The sequence below is a fragment of the Paenibacillus sp. Root444D2 genome, assembly GCF_001426375.1.
In the GTDB taxonomy this organism is placed as follows: Bacteria; Bacillota; Bacilli; order Paenibacillales; family NBRC-103111; genus Paenibacillus_E.
Window position 1 is genome coordinate 458,313 of the sequence record NZ_LMEO01000050.1, and the last position, 17,006, is coordinate 475,318.

Annotated in this window: 9 protein-coding genes and 1 pseudogene; 2 read left to right on the plus strand and 8 right to left on the minus strand. The window is 43.6% G+C overall.

Going from position 1 to position 17,006, the window contains the following annotated elements; translation table 11 throughout:
- Positions 1-122: 122 nt before the first annotated feature.
- Positions 123-995 carry an AraC family transcriptional regulator gene (locus tag ASD40_RS29500; RefSeq protein ID WP_057306701.1) on the minus strand — a complete coding sequence of 291 codons (873 nt, stop codon included), beginning with the start codon at positions 993-995 and terminating at the stop codon, positions 123-125.
- A gap of 143 nt (positions 996-1,138) precedes the next feature.
- On the opposite strand from ASD40_RS29500, the gene ASD40_RS29505 reads away from it, so the two are divergent.
- Positions 1,139-2,716, plus strand: coding sequence for a HEAT repeat domain-containing protein (locus ASD40_RS29505; RefSeq protein WP_057306702.1), 1,578 nt, complete (start codon positions 1,139-1,141; stop codon positions 2,714-2,716).
- A gap of 224 nt (positions 2,717-2,940) precedes the next feature.
- Complete coding sequence (locus ASD40_RS29510) at positions 2,941-3,813, plus strand: AraC family transcriptional regulator (RefSeq protein ID WP_057306703.1); 873 nt, start codon at positions 2,941-2,943, stop codon at positions 3,811-3,813.
- Between the two features lie 189 nt (positions 3,814-4,002).
- On the opposite strand, the pseudogene ASD40_RS36750 reads toward ASD40_RS29510, so the two are convergent.
- The 7 genes and pseudogenes from ASD40_RS36750 to ASD40_RS29540 all read right to left on the minus strand — a co-directional run.
- Positions 4,003-4,128, minus strand: a pseudogene (locus ASD40_RS36750) (LUD domain-containing protein); the annotation flags it as partial.
- Positions 4,129-4,159: 31 nt separating this feature from the next.
- On the minus strand, positions 4,160-6,220 hold the full coding sequence (locus ASD40_RS29515) for a hypothetical protein (protein WP_057306704.1): 2,061 nt from the start codon (positions 6,218-6,220) through the stop codon (positions 4,160-4,162).
- A gap of 83 nt (positions 6,221-6,303) precedes the next feature.
- A complete protein-coding gene (locus tag ASD40_RS29520) occupies positions 6,304-8,163 on the minus strand; it encodes a heparinase II/III family protein (RefSeq protein WP_057306705.1) in 1,860 nt (619 codons plus the stop codon).
- Positions 8,164-8,381: 218 nt separating this feature from the next.
- Positions 8,382-13,091, minus strand: a complete 4,710-nt coding sequence (locus tag ASD40_RS29525) for an OmpL47-type beta-barrel domain-containing protein (protein WP_057306706.1) — start codon at positions 13,089-13,091, stop codon at positions 8,382-8,384.
- Between the two features lie 158 nt (positions 13,092-13,249).
- On the minus strand, positions 13,250-14,848 hold the full coding sequence (locus ASD40_RS29530) for an ABC transporter substrate-binding protein (protein ID WP_057306707.1): 1,599 nt from the start codon (positions 14,846-14,848) through the stop codon (positions 13,250-13,252).
- Positions 14,849-14,937: 89 nt separating this feature from the next.
- Complete coding sequence (locus ASD40_RS29535) at positions 14,938-15,831, minus strand: carbohydrate ABC transporter permease (RefSeq protein WP_057306708.1); 894 nt, start codon at positions 15,829-15,831, stop codon at positions 14,938-14,940.
- 36 nt (positions 15,832-15,867) lie between these two features.
- On the minus strand, positions 15,868-16,848 hold the full coding sequence (locus ASD40_RS29540) for an ABC transporter permease (protein WP_235549431.1): 981 nt from the start codon (positions 16,846-16,848) through the stop codon (positions 15,868-15,870).
- Positions 16,849-17,006 lie beyond the last annotated feature (158 nt).

The window sequence follows — 17,006 nt, forward strand, 5'->3', positions numbered from 1 at the left end:
TGTCTCATTGATATCCAAATGGAGCAGCCTTATGAATCCTTGTAAACATGTTGTGTGGCTTTTGTCACACTTTCGCTCCATTTTATACCTCAAATGTTCTGACCTTCCAGTGTCTTCTTTCCTCATAGACCTTCTCTGTTCTCTTCTCGGAACTCCCGTGGTGATAGACCGTTTATCTTGCGGAACAGCTTCGAAAAATAATGCAAAGACGAAAATCCGTGTTTGTCTGCGATCTCGGTGATGCTCAGATTCGTAAAGAGGAGATCATCCTTTGCCCGATTGATCCTGAATTGGATGACATACTGGGTTGGCGGCAATCCAGTTGCATCTTTGAACAAATCAAAAAAGTATCCACGGCTTATGTGCAGCTCTTTGTAATAGATTTCCAAAGGCTGCAGATTGCCTTGTACCAGATCCTGATCCAATCGTTCAAGCAACTTGGACATGCGGAGATTGGGAATATGCTCCTCTTTCAGGGCAAAAGTTAGAAAAAACTCGATAAACTGCTGGAAGCTGCTCTGAACCTTTAAACTGCGAACGTACGTCCGCCCATTTGTATAGTGATTTTCGGTATAAAACTTCTCGAATAAATCCATCCACAGCCGCAGCTTCTCCACCTTCACATGCTCAGGTAATGAATAAGGAAATGCAGGTCCGATCAGAGTAGGAACCAGCGTGGCTGGATCATAACAGATCATGCTTGGGTGGGTGAACTCGGCCCGACGGTCTACGTAGGACCAATCGAAATAACAGCAGATGTGCACCATCGGGTCTTTGCTATCCGCAACCCAATGGTGAGACTGCCCTGCTGGTATGTACACGAGAGATCCGGCTACCGTTTCATAAGTGCGACCTTCGGTGTGAATGACACCTCTTCCCTCGCTAATCAAATATAGGGAGGACGCATAACAGATCCGATTGTTGCTAGTCTGTCCTTTAGAGAATGGGTACCGGGTTGCATAGTACACATAAGGATGTAAGTCGGCGAAATCCATCCATGATCACCACCTTATTCGAAAAAAATAAAATGTAATTGATATGACGATTGTACAAATAATTGACGATTTTGCAAATACAAAATAAACCGAATACTGTAGTATTTCTAAGTAAGGACGAAGATTTCTAAGGAGGATTTAACATGTTAGATACTAAGTATTTGTTGACAGATGAGCAAATGATGCAATTTATTACCAAAGGATATCTGGTGCTTCAGAACGACATGCCTCATCAACTTCATTTGAGCATCATGAACCAGATCAATCACGTTATGCATAATGAAGGAAACCCTGGAAACAACATTCTGCCTCGTGTCCCGGACATTCAGCAGCTGTTCGATACGCCGATTGTCAAGGGAGCGTTAAGCAGTGTACTTGGCCCAGACTTTTACATGCATCCACATCGACACTGTCATTACAATCAACCGGGAAATCAGACGCCGGGCGGCGGAAAATGGCACAAAGACGGCTATTGGTCTTCCATGCGCAGTCATCGACCGTGGTGGGCGATGATTTTCTATTACACCCATGATATTACCGAAGATTTAGGGCCTACTGCGATCATGCCAGGCACCCAATACTACGAGAAATTTCTTGGCGACCAAGGTGAGACGCTGCTGCCCACAGGTAAAGCGGGTACTATGGTACTCGTTCATTTCGACTTGTGGCATAGAGCTTCGCTTAATGTATCAGAGCTAGATCGTTATATGCTTAAGTTTCAATTTCTCAGATTGAGCGCACCGGAGTTCCCAAGCTGGAATCATCAAAGCAGGGAGATGATTGTTCCGGAAGGAACGCCCGCTATCCATATGAATTTATGGCAAGACGTATGGAATTGGCTTCGCGGAGAACCTACGTCCAAGCAGGTTGTCACGACAACGACCGAGGAGCGATTGTTGGCATTACGGCAAGAGCTTGATTCAGAGAACCCGACCGATCGCGCGCGGGCGTCTGATGAATTGGGACGAATCGGTGTAGAAGCGGCATCTTGCGCTCCCTCGCTAGGGCTTCTATTAAAAGACCCGGTGGAAACGACCGCTTTGAATGCAGCCTATGCGCTTGGACAACTTGGAACTCAAGGGATCGAGATGCTGATCAAGCAAATAACGGAGGGGTCGAGCCTGACAGCGGAACGGGCCGCATACGGATTGCAAGGAGCAGGCACTGAGGCGATTCCTGCCCTTCTCCGCGTTATGAAACATGAGGATGAAAAACGCAGAGCATTGGCGGTTTTCGTACTTGGGATGATAGGTTCCTCCGAAGGTGAAGTGGTACCCTCACTGATCTCAAGCTTGCAGGATCAGAGCGAGTGGGTTCGCCGAAATGCGGTAGAATCATTAGGTATGCTCAAGAATGCTGGTGAACAGGTTGTTGCGGCATTAGCGAAAGTATTGAAGGATTCTATACGATGTGAAGCTGACGATGCTTCAGAATCAAATCTTACGGAATCAATAAAGTCGTATGTAGGCGATCAGCCATACATTACCAATAAGGTCGGATATACTGCAGCACTTTCACTGCTGCGCACTGGTAAGACTGGCGACGTGAAAGATGCTGTCCAATCCTTGGAGCAAGCGCTTTACAGCAAGGACCGTTACGTTAGAGCTTATGCAGCGGAAGCACTCACCCATCTGAGAACGGACGAAGCGGTTGATATCTTGATCCGATATTACCGCACTTCCCGCTGGTGTCCGGATACAAGTAAAGTTAGCACTTTTTAAGGGCCCGATTACTAACTGAATACGAAAGCGCGGCTGTCCTATAAGTGGGTAAATCTACTTGAGGACAGCCCTTTAAGTTCTTGGCCTGCCATTTGACGAAATGCAGTTTATGCTGGATGATATTCTCATTTCAACAAGAGGTATTAACCCTACATAATTGTGCACCAAATGTCGGATTCACACATTCAATTCCTGCTATTCTTTTGATAAAGGAGGTCAGATAAATGGATTTGCTTACAAACATGAATGGTGCTTTAAGGTACATTGAGGAAAACCTTGCGAACGATATTGATTTTAAAGAAGTAGCAAGAAGGGCTTTCTGTTCCGAGTACCATTTTAAAAGGATGTTTTCCTTCCTTGCAGGTATTTCGCTATCGGAATACATCCGCCGCAGACGTCTTACTCTTGCAGCATTTGAGCTTAAAGGCAGCAGCGTTAAGGTCATAGACATTGCTGTGAAATACGGGTACAACTCACCAGATTCTTTTGCAAGAGCTTTTCAAAATTTGCATGGTATTGCACCGTCAGAAGCCAGAAATAATGGCCATTCACTTAAAGCTTACCCGCCAATGACCTTCCAGTTATCCATCAAAGGAGGAAATGAAATGATCTATCGAATTGAAGAAAAAGAGGCATTTCGCATTGTTGGAATTAAGAAAAGAGTTCCTATCCAATTCAACGGGGTTAATCCGGAGATTGCTTCGATGTGGAAAAGCTTAGACAGCGAAACGATCAATAACCTTAAGAACCTTTCTAATGTCGAACCTATGGGACTCCTTAGTGCATCCACAAACTTTTCTGAGGTCAGAATGGAGGAAAAAGGGGAGCTTGATCACTATATTGGCGTTGCAACAACGAAGGAGTGTCCAGATAACCTAACACAGCTTAATGTTTCTGCCTCAACATGGGCTGTATTCGAAGCAATCGGACCATTTCCTGATACGCTGCAAAATATATGGGGACGCATTTATTCCGAGTGGTTTCCATCCTCAAACTATGAAGCAATTGAAGGACCAGAAATCCTTTGGAATGAGAATAAAGATGTAACCTCACTAACTTTTAAAAGTGAAATATGGATACCGATTTTGAAAAAGTAATTACGGATTGAAGCAATGAAGGAAGGTTCATTTTGAACCTAGCAACTAAGGAATTGCGTAGTTTCATAAATAAATGTAAAACGGAGCCCGCAACCCGCGTGGCTCCGTTTATTTTGAGCCCCCTACTATTCTCAAGACTGTTGAAAATAACCGCTTCGGACCCTAGCGCATTGATTTTTATAAAGGCTTTTATTCAATTATTATTGCATATACAATACCTGGACCATGAACACCGATGGTTAAATCATTCTCAATATCAGCGGAACGACTGGGACCAGAGATAAATTGAATACCTGCGGGCAGAGTACCATTTCCTATTTTCAATTGGTTTCCTTCTATTTTTTAATTAAGCCTGCTCTAATGAGAAATGAAGCTTGATTTCCTTCTGAGCATCCTTGCTACTCCATTGCGCGAGACGATAGTTGCCATTTCGATTCGGCATCAACCCAGGAAGAAGCTCTAGTTCCACTTCATCCGATTCAACTTCAGGCTGAATAGTATAGACAGCATTCGAATATAAGACGAAAAGCTTATTCCCATCCACACGGATGACCGTCCCATCGGTTCCATTCGTCACGAGCACCGGAACCGTTACACCAATTGCGGATAATTCCGTATCCTCTGCAGCCTCCACCGACCATGCCGTTGTCACGCCTTCGCGTGCAATGCGATAAGATTCCGTGATCGCCGCTATGCCTTCGATGCCAGGCCTTGGCAGCATATCAGCGACGGCTCGCAAATAGGTTGGGTGCAGTTCATCATCCGGTGAACGCAAATCCATGTCATTTAAAAGCTGAAGCCCCGTAGACTCGTAACGTATTTTGAATGAAAGCGCATCGCCATCTTCATCCCCACTTACAAGCAAGGCATTCCAATGCAGCTTTTCAGGATGGGTTGGCGCCCCTTCTTCATTCAAGGAATGAAACGTTTCGTGCTTTCTTCTGCCATAGTTAGCTAATCTGTGCCAGACTCCGTACGCATCCCTCCATGACAGGCCGATAGCTGCCGGCGTATGGGGACGCGGAATGATTTGTTTGGCCACAAAATAATTCAAGTGAATATTGCCGCTCAGCCCAGCTATCCCCATCGAGAGCGCCGTTTCCTCCAGATAATCCGCTTTGTGGAGCCGCACCCATCCGGTTGCGTCATGCCCCATTTGCGCAGCAGTATCCATTACGAGATGATAAGCTCCTTGCTGAGGCCTCGAAGTGGCATAGATCCGATTGAAGGATTTAATTAGCACCACATATCCGCCCAAATCCGCCGGTGTTGCCTTCTCGGAAATGCTATCGTCAGCACTTTCAAAGCACGAAGCAGCAATTTGAGCGGCATACAAGCTGTATGTCGAATAATAGGCATAGAACTCCCAACCGTTACGGAGACCGCTATCGAACCGATTTTTCAACAACCTAAATTGGGTGGGATCCTCTATCCAGCGCAGAATGGATTGTAGTGCTTTGCGTGCAGCTCGTTTAAAGATACCTGCCCATTCTTGATCTCCTTCTTTAGCATAAAGCGAAGCTTCCCGTTCACACAGATTGGCAAAGGTCAGTTCATTCCAAATAATCTGGTTACTCCTGCCTCCGCAGCTCGTTCCCCCGGTGGTAGACTGCATAAACAGCATCGTTTGAGCACCTTTGCGAAGCTGCCTTTCTAGAAATGTCTTCCATTCGCCGTTATAACCGGCATCTATTAACCCGCTAAGCTGTTGACGCGCAGCCAAATCATAGGCGACCGGAATATTCGGATCACGGTATAGCCCTTCACGCGTAAAACGCGGCATTTGCGGTTTCAAATACTTATCAATGAAAGCCATAGAGTCCGTGAACCCTTCATTTAACCTCATCATTTCGCCATGCATGGCATATGTAGCCCAATTACGGATAGTACGGATGTCTGGAAAACTTCGTTGCGTTTGGCAATACGTGACCTCAGGCTCAACGTTGGACAAACTCGCTTTCCATGTATCTTTCCGTTCCGCAGTTACCATCGGCGCCAGTATCTGATAAGCCCGAACCACCATGTTCGTAGTGAAATCCGCATGGTCATCAGGGACTTTATTCTCACCCAAACAGGTACTTGCCCAATCCATCGCGAGCAAAATCTGTTCTTTGAGATCCTTGCAGCGATCGTTGGCTAGCAGAATAGCTCCGGCTTTGACAAATGCAGCGGTTGCATATTCGTGTTCTTTCCCATCGCCTGGATCCAGAACCCCCCCGTATTCACTTAAAAATGGGGCGAATTGATGAACTCGCGCTTCGGCAAAGTCCAAATATTTGTCACGAGTTATTCCGGTTTCTTCGAGATCATCTAACATGCCTTTTTGTTTAAACGCGTCGATGTCTTGCTGAATCGGGTTTACCCCGGATAAGCTTTCTAAATAGTCCAGTTCGTTGGCTGTAAACATGCTGTTCCTCCGATAATATGTCCTGTCATCTTAACTATCTCAATAGTCACCGGCAAAAAAGTTCTTCGTTTCCTTACCTTCTATTAAGCCATCTCACTCATTTCAAAACGAAACTCGGAAATGATCTCCCGTTCTACCTGGGTGCGATTCAACACGATTCGGTAAAATGGAGCTCCAGTTTTATATTGCGAATCCACGAAAATGTGCTCAATTTCCAATTCCCACTGCTCCGGATCGTATACCAACGTCACAGAATTCATCTGTAAACGCCCAGAACCTGTTTCCTGAGGCTGCACGGAGCTTATGAAAACCTCCTGAAAGGATTCAGGTCTATTAGTAAAAATGGCTTTATCCGTAATAATCAACTGCGGAGTCTCATTGATCGGACGCTTCCATATAAATTCACGTGTGAGGCCTTCCAATGAAAGGCACGCATAGGCTTTGGTTAAATCCATGACAATTTGAACGTTATCTTCAGATATTTGGCTGTATACAATCTCAGACCGATATGATTTTCCAAACCCTTGTCTACAGCCGTCAATAATCGGAACCGAATGTCCATGAGAACCTGCATTGATCATCTCGTATCGATAGCTTGGTTGGAAATACTGCTTGGTATACAGCCCTAACCCTAGATCCGCCAGTATGTTTTGACCATCGACATGTATAATAAAATGTCCCAAATCATTATGATTGTGTGGCTCTTCATTATGTCCGCCCTTGGCAGCAAAAGCAGTGGTTCCACCTCTCGAATCCCTTACTTTGGAGATTACCCATTGATTACCGGTAAAAATTTGCTCTTGAACCCTCTCATCACTACCCGTTGAGGCTAACGATTCCGTTTGTGATGACGACCAAAGCATCAGTCTTGTTGAATCTAGCCAATTGCCCGGAACTGGCTTCAAATGGTACTCTTCATTAGGAAGCTGTAAAGATGGTACATACTGTTTTAACCGTTGAATAAGGCCTGTATTTAAGGTTACTTCGTCAGGTGAATCGGAGAAATTGACCACCTTGCCCCCAGTTAACATGCAAAATTGCGGGAACTGCGCGATTCGTTCGACCTTCTCTTCCGAAAGGAGAGAGATTTGCCCATGTGTTCGTTCTTTCAACAATTCTGCAAAATAGACAAAGTAAGAAAAACCAAACTGCCAATAAGCTGGTCCTTCTGGTGTCGCTCCTTGCTCGTCGAAGCCTGAGAAGTAATTTCTCAGTACCCCAATCACACGCCAAAGCATTCCTGCCAGCTTCTCACTATCTTCGATCATATAGATAGCTGTTGCCCCTATACTTGCTGAGCAAACTGCCGGCCAATTGTTTGTTTTCAATTCCCAGTTTTGCGGAGTTGGATTATTGAAATACACTTGAAATATACGCTTATCGATCTCTTCTTTCACTCGATGAACCACCCAGGGATGTAATCTTTCTTTGAGCAAATACACAGTTTCCGCTAAAGTGAATGCGGTCATACCTGACAAAAGGTCTACCGTTTCACGAGGTGGTACTGGTTGATCCCAGATGCCGTTCGGGTAATCATTATGGTAAAGTCCAACATGCGCTGGTAAAACCCATGTATATTCGTTACATACGTTCCATATGGCATTATCTAATCCTGACTTCCATTCTTGCTTATCCTCTGTCATCGCAAGCATGCTGAACGCATGGATTCCTGCATACAAATGATCTCGCTGTGTCTGAAATACCGCTCTGTTTCCTGTATCACCAAATAAAGTAAACTCCGTAAAAAGCGGTGATCGGACAGGACTTTCAATCAATTCTGCTGCTTGCTTCTCCAGAGCACGCCAGAATTCCGAGTAGTTCACATCTTCCCTGATTCGTCTCCAATTATCAGAAGAAGTTGCTTCTGAATAAAGTGTACGGGGGAGATGTTGCGTCTCCTCCAACGCATTCTTAAGTTGCCGAAAAGTTAATTGCTGTAGCATCTCATTCATCCTTCCCGTAGAACAAGTAATGGGGGAAACTACATCATGCTATCCTCCATTTGTCATTGTACTTTACAAGGTCACCGCAAAGTTTTCCTAAACTGCACTAAATTGTTGTTTTTTCGCACATCTTGATAATCATGGATTAATTAATGAGACGGGGCTACCCAAAGTTCGGATAGCCCAAATTCTCATGAGTGATTCAGTTATGAACGGATTTAGTTAAGGCTATTTTGTAGAAAACTTGCATCCCTAAGCAAATAGGCTGCTGCTTCACTTGAAATATGCTTGCCGCTTTGCGCCTGCACTTCATTTATGAAGCTCTCCAAGTTACCTTTTTCCAGTTCTTTCTGTAAGCTATTCGCAATTCCCCCGTTATCTATCCAATTGTTATCGCTGAAGCGAGTTACCAATGCTTTTAAGGAATCGATCGTAGTGATGGTCTGGAATGTCACCGTCTCTTGGTGCGTATTCCCCGCTAGGTCACTCGATGTTACTGTAATCGTGTGTGAGCCAAGCGCTAACGAATAGAGCGGAATCGTTGTTCCATGCTGTAAAGTCTGTCCATCTAGTGTAACGGTTGTCTTGCTGTTATCCACGCCAGAAATATCATCGGTCACGGTTAATTGCAGCCTTAAATCCCCGGAATCACTGTAGCTATTGCCATCAATAGGCGAAGAGATGGTAACGCTAGGCGTATGTGCGTCCAGATTGAAAGAGATGCTCCGTGCTGTTTCTACGTTCCCCGCGTTGTCAACCGATCGAAACATGATGATATAGCTGCCGTCTTGATTGATGGTTACAGGTGCCTGGTAATCTTGCCAGTTAGCCCCTCCGTCAACACTGTATTCAATTGCGGCCACGCCTGACAAATGATCTTCCGCAGTAAGGCTTACAGTTACCTCATCTACATACCATCCGTTCTGTCCGCCAGGCTGTACTGCGTAGACTGCTGCTGTAATGACAGGTGCGGTTCTATCAATTTTGATAATAGTTGATTTCTGAGTTTCCTGATTGCCTGCAGCATCGATGCTGTAGTACGTGAGCTCATTCAAGCCCTCTTCATCAATTTGAACTGTATTTCCTTCTGCGAACGAACTACCATTTAGGCTGAAAAAGGTTTGCGTAACGCCACTACTTACATCCGTTGCTGTTAACTGAATCGTCTGTGCAGCTTGATGCCAACCGCTCTGCGCATCATCGGTCGTCACAGGCGAAGTAATATCCAGTATGCGAACCGTCACTGTGGAGACATCTGAATTTACAACTCCATCGTTTACGATGAAACTAAATGTATCGGTGCCAATCACGTCAGGGTTTGGCGTATACGTAAACTCTCCAGTTGACGGATTCGTAACCACGGCAGTTCCTTTTGTGCCATTGCTCACAATGCTGTAAGTCAGGGGATCACCGTTTGCATCGCTCGCAGATAAAGTGCCGCTAAACATGCTAGTTTGCGGCGTAGTCAACTCTGTACTTACGGCTACAGGTTTGATGTTAGCATCTTTGATACTGATATCATCAAAGTACACTGTATTCGTATTACCAGACCACTGATCTCCTAAAATAATCCGCTTAAAACTAGTCACGCCAGTTGGTGATGCAACGAGCTTGCCATCGATGTACATATCTACTTTTGTGCCTGATGTATAGTCCCATTTGAACTCATGCCAACCTGTGGTTCTCGTTACATTTGTTGCCGTATGAGTACCATCTAAACGAATTGCGTATTTCGTTGATGAAGTCGGGGTATTGACTTCAATGGCTCTAGCCGATACGTTATCATCCACAAATCCTGCAACTTGCATATTCGTCGCACTGGCATTGTCATAAAACCACATAGTCACTATTTTGTTGTAGCTGGTGTTGAATATTTGTTGAATCGCATCCATATCCTCATTAACGATAAAGCTATTGCTGCCGGAATGCTTAACAGCCGTACTGGTCGATGGTGTCCCCTTGCCTGGTACCACTACCCAATTATCCAATCCGTTTTCAAAACCTTCAAATGCGTTTAAGGATTGATAAACAGGAGCAGGAGTCGAGTTCTCTGCCAAACCAAACTCATCCACATAACCAGTCAATCCGCCGCCACCTGATTTTTTGGCATATATGGTCACACTAGTATCGCTTGGTCCTGTAGTAAAGGAAAAGTTGCTAGGACGGCTTGCTGTGCCCTTCGTAAAGGTTGTTGTAGTAATCATACTTGTCACTGCACCACTCGTAAGTCCACTAGCTCCAAGTTCAATGTAATCCGTAACTGGATTAACGGTAGAATCAAACAATGTAAAATCAGCAAAATAGCAATTTAGAGGAACCGTAGTATTTGTATTTGAAAACACTAAGTAAACATCTTGAACCCCTGTCACGTTAGCGAGTGCAATGGCATTTCTATAATGCCATTGACCTTTTTGTCCCGAAGTTGCGTCATCGGAAAGAGGATCCGTTGCGACCAGAGTACCACCGTTCAATGGGTCACCAATGTACATCTCAATCTTACCAGTACCAGAGGCAGCAACTGTACCAAAATATACTTTGTCGTACAAGGCCGCTCCGAAATCAACACCAGTAAACTTGAGGGTAGTTTTCGTTCCCGGAATCATGTAACCATTCATGCTGCGATATTTAACAGGAGTAACAGGATCACTTCCAGCAGCCAACGTAGTTGCTGCAACTCGTTTTCCCAACACTTTACCCCAAACACTTACATCATAGGTGGTGTTTGGTTTCAAACCTGTAACCGTTTGAGAAATCCCATCGCCTTCATTCAAAGCAACACCATAAACGCCGTCTCTTATCAAACCGCTAGCTCTGAAATCCCATCCATTATGTTCTACGATTTCTGGTGTATTCGTAGTAGTCCAACCAGTCAGATCACCAGTAGGAAAACCGGCATTTATCAACAACTGCTTATAAGGAATATTGTTTAGCTTGAAAGTCGGGTTGATGTTTGCCGCATTGTCAAAATCGTGGCCCGATTGCCATGTTACGCCGGGTTGAACCGCACCTCTTACAGGTGTAGCAGAAGTAAATCCGTCGGTAACACCGGGAATCACGACACTTCGTTGACTGTCTGGGTTTTTCAGTGCAAAATTTTTGTTGTCTGGATCTACAAACATAGCTTGAAGATTGGTTCTTGTATCTATGGTGTTGCCTTGTTCATAAGCACCACCTGAAGCCTGAGATTCAAATCCAGTATTCTCCAGTATATTGCCCATAAGTACGCTTCCATATGAGCCGATTCCATCCGCAGCGGAATCCCCCCACGTACCATAAGACTGACTATTCGTTTTGTATACTGTATTATTTAACAAAATCATCCGTTCATTGGGTGTGTTGATGAGCATACCTACTGAAACATTCCAAATGATGTTGTTATAAACCACGGCATCGAAACTCAAGTTATCAAAATAAATACCTTCTCCTGGACTATCATGCACGGTATTGTGATGAATCTCTGAACTGCCAAAATTGCTGTTCACAACATAAAAAATACCACCGTCATAGGAGATCTTCATCACGTCATAGATGTCGTTATACGCAATGACTGAGCTAGTGAACGCGCCGCCAATAGCAGCACGACCTCCCGCATGAATACTATTGTGGCTAATCAGATGATTGTACCCATTGACATTGATACCATCGGCATAGAGTCCATAACGGTTAAAATCATGAATATGATTGTTAATCACATTGTTGTCGTGGCCTTTGATAACGATTCCAAAGCCAAACATATTTTTCACTTCACTATCACGAATCGTGTTATGGTCACCATCCAATACTAAACCGGATACAAATCCCGCCAACGTTGTATCAACAGCAAAAGGCTTGTTGTAAGAATCCACCATTTCAACGGTCGCACCCTTGAGCATGTTGTTGCTGGAGTTTGCAAAGTTGACACCAGCAGTCCGTATATTAATTCCGCTGATGGTAATACCTGTTCGACCGGCTAAGTCAAAAGCAAACTCTCTTTTCTTCGCCTCAATCTTACCGGTATTTGGATCCGCTCCGCCCGGAACAGCAACATACAATTTTTGGTTAGCAACGTCCTTATACCACGCTGCTACTCCCGGTACACCAGCTACGCCGGTAATCGGATTTGCCACATCGTAGAGCAGTGCCTGATAGGAGTTTGTGAGGTATAGACCAAACCCGGGAGATGCGGTTTTGGGAAGGTAACCGGTGGTGTAAGGCCACTCAAAATTCAAGGTAGTACTACTGCCTGTAACCTTTCCGGTATAGATGACGAACCCATTGGCCGCTGTTGCAACAAGCAGAGCATCTTTCCAAGCATCTGCTGATGTGCTATTAGGCAATGGATTTGCAGCGGCAAGAGCGACATTGTCCATCTGCAGATTGGCTCCCCCGTTGCTAATAGAACCGGAAATAGCCCCCGTTGATGAAAATTTGGCATACTTTGTTTTGTCGAACATCAGGCTGTCAGGAATATTGGGCCATCTAGCTTGACTCAGCGATGTATCATTTCCCGCTGAATCCGTGTAATAGACAATATTGCCATAACCGTTTTGGTAATCCCAAGACATTGGTGCCGAATAGATACCAGCATCTGTTGTAGGCGTCCATCCAGTGACCAAATCACCTCCGGACAAGGTAACTTTGTCACCATTGTAGCTCTGAAACGTCACCCCATCACTTTTAGGTATGACTGTTTCACGGTAAACACCTTCCATAATTTCGACCTTGTCGCCAGATACTGCAACTTCGGCAGCCTTTTGGATGGTCTTGAAAGCTGCTCCTGTAGTCAAACCGTTGTTGGCATCACTACCGTTTGTTCCATCAACGTAGTAGCTTGTTACAGCTGCTGCAAAAGTCTTTACCGGCATTGATAAAATGGGTGCGCAACTCAATAGTAAAGCCAACGATAAGGCAATCTTTTTGTGCATTTTCATTGCAGTCCACTGATGCATAAATTTTACCTCCATTCGATTTAAATTACGGACTCACTTTTAAACACTTCTCAATAAATGTTAACGCTTTCAAAAAAGCTGTTTAAAAGAAGCCATTGCGTGCTGTAGAAACAAGCAATGACTCCCTTCTATGCATTTGGCCTTTCTTTTACTTCAAACTATTTCTTCGTCTTCAAGAATTCGTCAACTTGCTTTTGTAATTCAGCTGCTATTTTCTCTGAACCCGCTTTTTTCATTTTCTCAATAAATTCCTTGTATTTCGCGTCAGTATCAGTAACAGCTCCTGTTTCAATGATTTGCGTTGCTCCAGAACCCGCATACTCTTTCACAACGGCTTGAATCTGTGCAAGCTCCGTTTTGATTGAATCCAGATTAGGTTTATATCCTAGTAATGGAGAAATCGTTGCACCTGCATTCGTATCTTGCCAAATTTTCGTGAAATTCTCAGGGTTGGCTTGTGTTTCGAAACTATTTGCTGTATTACCAGAAGCCCAGTTCCATTGACCATATTTGGCATCTGAAGTCCCTTGGCCTGAGTAGCCAATTGTTTCAATTTTATTCTCGGAAATCTTCTTGTAATGCTTGCCTTCAATCCCCCATACAAGAAGGTTATACAGATCTTTCCCTTTCTTCGAATCTAATAAATTAAGAAGCTGCATCGCACGCTCTGGATTTTTGGAAGTTCTAGGGATAGCTAAATTGGTGGCATCGGACAAGTTGGAGATCACATACTTCTCTTCCATTGGAATGACCTGAACCGGGAAGCCATATCTTGTACTATCAATCTTCGATTGATCTTCAATGCTGCCAACCATTGTATGGAACCAAGCAATATTTCCGTCTGGCTTGCCTTCATCTTGACGTTGATTTTGCATGCTCAAAATATCTTTACGTATGTAACCTTTGGCATACCAATCTGCCATCGTTTTGATAAACAGCTGCTCTTGCTCGGTTTCATACACATTGACTACCTTTAAGCTTTTCGGATCTTTCAAATCACCAACCAACTTGAATGGTGTAGATAACATGTTGTGATGCTGCATACCTGGAAGATTAGCCGGGCTAAAGCCTTTGCGTAATTGGTTGTTCTGCTTCAACTTCTCTAGGTAACCTTCGATGACAGCGAAAGACTCTTTGGAAACGGGACCATTCTTATAAAAGGTTTCCTGTGCTAGTTTCGGATCGATGTATCCTTTATCGATAAACTCTTTCGGTACACGCATTGTTGGACGATTATCTACCGCTTGTTGATAGTTTGGAATTGCATACAATTTGCCGTTAACACGAGCACGGTCTAATACCCAAGCAGGAATCTCTTTTTTGATATCAGGTGCAAATTTATCAACTAGAGCATCCAACTCCATGTAAGATCCTTTGTTAACCTCACCAGGATAATCCAATGCATATCCTGTCCATGCAATGTCAATCGGCTCAGCCGCCGCTGCCATAAGCTTCCATTTATTAGCAAATTCCGATCCCGTAATCGGTTCGAATTCTACCTTCGTATTCGGTAATAACGTAGCTAAACGCTTATTAAACTCATCCCAAACCTCTTGAGAATCTGCTTGTTTGCCTGCACCGAATGTTACAACCTTCAATGTTACCGGCTTTGTTGCTTCTGTTGCTGCAGCACTTGATGTCGCATTAGTCGTTGAGGTTGGATTGTCAGTACTCGTTTTACCACATCCGGATAATATTAACGCGGTTGTCATACTAAGAACAATCGTCTTGCTAAAAACACTTTTAAGCGTTTTCATTTTTCTTTATCCCCTTTCAATCTGCTCAAATAGTATATTATACAACTCCGAAGCCAAGCAACAACTCCGGAATTGGTATAAGCAGGTAATTACCCTTTTACAGCTCCAACTGTAAGACCTTTAGAGAAATATTTTTGGAAAAACGGGAAAACCATCAGAAGTGGTCCTGCAGCCACTATGGCCATTGCAAACCGTAGTGTTTCAGAAGGCAGCTTATATAGATTAATGTTGTCAATATTCGTGTCATACGTCATTGAATTTTTCAAGAAATCTATTTCAAGCAAGATTTTTTGCAACAGAAATTGTAGAGAGTAAAGCTTTGTATCGCGAATATAAATTAAGGATGTAAACCAATCATTCCATCGATCCAGTAGAACGAATAATCCGATGGTTGCAAGCGCTGGCTTAGACAGCGGCAAAATAATTTGCCAATATACTCGGAATTCACTGGCTCCATCCATTTTCGCTGATTCAACCAGCGCATCTGGCAAGCCTTGAAAGAATGTACGTAGAATAATGATATAAAAGGCATTCGCAAGGAACGGTAGAATATACACAAAAATCGTATTATTGATGTGTAAATACTGCGTAATTAGGATGTAGCTCGGTATCAATCCGCCTCCAAACAACATCGTGAAGAAAATGAACAAGACGATTGGTCTGCGAAGCTTAAAACTTTTTCGTGACAGCGCATAAGCGCAAGTCGACATGACGAGCAATCCAAGAACCATGCCAGCTACCGCTTGAACGGAAGTGGTTAAGTAGGCATATAAGATTTGCTGAGGATTCCCGAATATTAAACCATAGGCGGTTAGATCCCAGTCTTTAGGAATTAATTTGTAACCATACTTCAATACGGATTCCTCATTGGAGAAAGATACGGCGATAACCAGTAGAAAAGGAATGATAAACGCTAGACTAAATAATATCATGAACATGTGTATGAGCTTATTGCCTATATTGGCAGTGAATGACTTAGGCATTCTTTAACCGCCTCCTTCTTACTCTTTTGTATACGATTAGAATAAAGCATTTTCTGGCTTCAATTTGGTTACAATCCAGTTACTCATGAGAATCAAGATGAGTCCAACCACCGATTGGAACAACCCCACTGCAGCTGAGATCCCGAAATCTCCATTACGTAATCCACGATATACATAAGTGTCGATCACATCTGTTGTTGGATATAACACACCGATATCTCTTGGTATTTGATAAAACAATCCAAAGTCTCCTCTGAAAATATTACCGACAGCCAGAATGACAATGATGGTCAATACTGGGGTAAGTGAAGGAAGCGAGATGGCGAATATTTGCCTGAATTTACCTGCTCCATCAATTTTGGCCGCTTCAAACAATTCCGGATCGACACTCATTAAAGCCGCATAATAGATAATAGAGCTTAATCCAACTGTCTTCCAAATCTCGGCAGATACGATAATATAAGGCCAGTATTTCGCATTCGAGTACACATCAATCGGCTCAAAACCAAAAAATTGAAGCATTTGATTAAAATAACCTAATGTTGGATTGAATATCGCATAGGTCATGTACCCAATTAAGACCCAAGATAAAAATCGCGGCATGATCATCGATGTTTGATAAAATTTCAAGGCTATTTTCCCGCGAATTTCAAACAGCAATAGTGCAACCGTTACTGCCGCCATATTACCCAAAACGATGAAAATTGCACCATATCCTACTGTATTCCTAGTAATTCGCCAAGCATCCAAGGATGTAAAAAAGAACTCGAAATTTTTAAACCCGATCCATGCGCTCCCGAAAATTCCATCACTATATTTATAGTCTTTAAATGCCAGAATCACCCCAACCATTGGTGTATAGTGAAAGACTAGGAAATATAGAATAGCCGGTAAGGTTAGGGCAAATAGGGCTATATTCTCTCTAACTAATCGTTTAAATGAATTACTCCCAAGTGACTTCGCAATTACTTTGCTTTTCATTTGATCTGGCGTGTTATGAATGACGGTGTCTTTCATCCTTCGTTCCCCCTTTGCTTAATTTAATTCTACGAAATAGGGGTATAACTGAATAGGGAGCCAAATTAAAGATACGGTTACGAAGTTGCGTAAATCGATAGGATGAAGGCACTAAAAGCAAGTAAAGTAACTTTTTTCAACCAATCCTTAGAATCCCC

Excerpts from the sequence above, each read along its gene's own strand:
- ASD40_RS29520 (WP_057306705.1), bottom strand. The coding sequence starts at position 8,163 with ATGCTACAGCAATTAACTTTTCGGCAACTTAAGAATGCGTTGGAGGAG.
- ASD40_RS29505 (WP_057306702.1), top strand. The coding sequence starts at position 1,139 with ATGTTAGATACTAAGTATTTGTTGACAGATGAGCAAATGATGCAATTT.
- ASD40_RS29525 (WP_057306706.1), bottom strand. The coding sequence starts at position 13,091 with ATGCATCAGTGGACTGCAATGAAAATGCACAAAAAGATTGCCTTATCG.
- ASD40_RS29540 (WP_235549431.1), bottom strand. The coding sequence starts at position 16,848 with ATGAAAGACACCGTCATTCATAACACGCCAGATCAAATGAAAAGCAAA.
- ASD40_RS29515 (WP_057306704.1), bottom strand. The coding sequence starts at position 6,220 with ATGTTTACAGCCAACGAACTGGACTATTTAGAAAGCTTATCCGGGGTA.
- ASD40_RS29530 (WP_057306707.1), bottom strand. The coding sequence starts at position 14,848 with ATGAAAACGCTTAAAAGTGTTTTTAGCAAGACGATTGTTCTTAGTATG.
- ASD40_RS29510 (WP_057306703.1), top strand. The coding sequence starts at position 2,941 with ATGGATTTGCTTACAAACATGAATGGTGCTTTAAGGTACATTGAGGAA.
- ASD40_RS29535 (WP_057306708.1), bottom strand. The coding sequence starts at position 15,831 with ATGCCTAAGTCATTCACTGCCAATATAGGCAATAAGCTCATACACATG.
- ASD40_RS29500 (WP_057306701.1), bottom strand. The coding sequence starts at position 995 with ATGGATTTCGCCGACTTACATCCTTATGTGTACTATGCAACCCGGTAC.